Origin of the sequence: Aeromonas sp. MaB10011B (assembly GCF_017939325.1) — a bacterium.
GTDB lineage: Bacteria > Pseudomonadota > Gammaproteobacteria > Enterobacterales > Aeromonadaceae > Aeromonas > Aeromonas caviae.
Genome location: NZ_JAGKRK010000063.1, coordinates 1 through 644 on the forward strand (window position 1 = coordinate 1; position 644 = coordinate 644).

Genomic DNA, 644 nt, shown 5'->3' on the forward strand with positions numbered 1-644 from the left:
ACCCCCTTGAGTGCGCCGACGAAGAAGGTGTCGACCGCCACCAGTTCCCCGGTGTAGTGAACCTCAATTTGGCGTTCGCGAAACTCGGGGCTGAAGCGCTCGAGCAGGCGGATCTGCTCGTCATTGAGCTCAATCGTCTGTTCCCTATGGGTTTTCTCGAGGCGCAACAAGCGGTCATGCTTGGAGAGCAAGTCGTGACGTTGCCACACGCCACGCACACCGCCTGCACTGACGTTGATGCCTTGCAGAGCCAGTTCTTGCGCGACCCGCAGCGGGCCATGGGTTGGTCTGGTGAGAGAGTAATCGAGGATGGCTTGCTCAATCTCGGGAGCGACCCGGTTGGGATGAGCCCCTTTACAGCCGGGGAGTTTGTCGAGCAAGCCCTCGGCGCCATAGGTCTGGTAGTTACGGCGAATCTCGTAGAACTGCTGACGGCTGTAGCCGATGAGCTTGCAGGCTTTGCTGACGTTATTGAGCTCTTTGGCGAGCTCTAGCAAGCTGAGTTTACGACGTGCTACTTTCTCGTTGGTGGTCATACGGTGACTCCAGATAACACGGTAGGGGTACCGTTTTGTTATCCGGTTTGAAGCCGTATGACCACTCCCTTTTGTGGGCAACTGTCAGGTGAATACCATCTCCATACA

General features: G+C 56.5%; 1 pseudogene. It reads right to left on the bottom strand.

What is annotated here, in order from left to right:
* Positions 1-536, bottom strand: a pseudogene (locus tag J9893_RS13985) (IS481-like element ISAs19 family transposase); the annotation flags it as partial.
* Between the last annotated feature and the right edge of the window lie 108 nt (positions 537-644).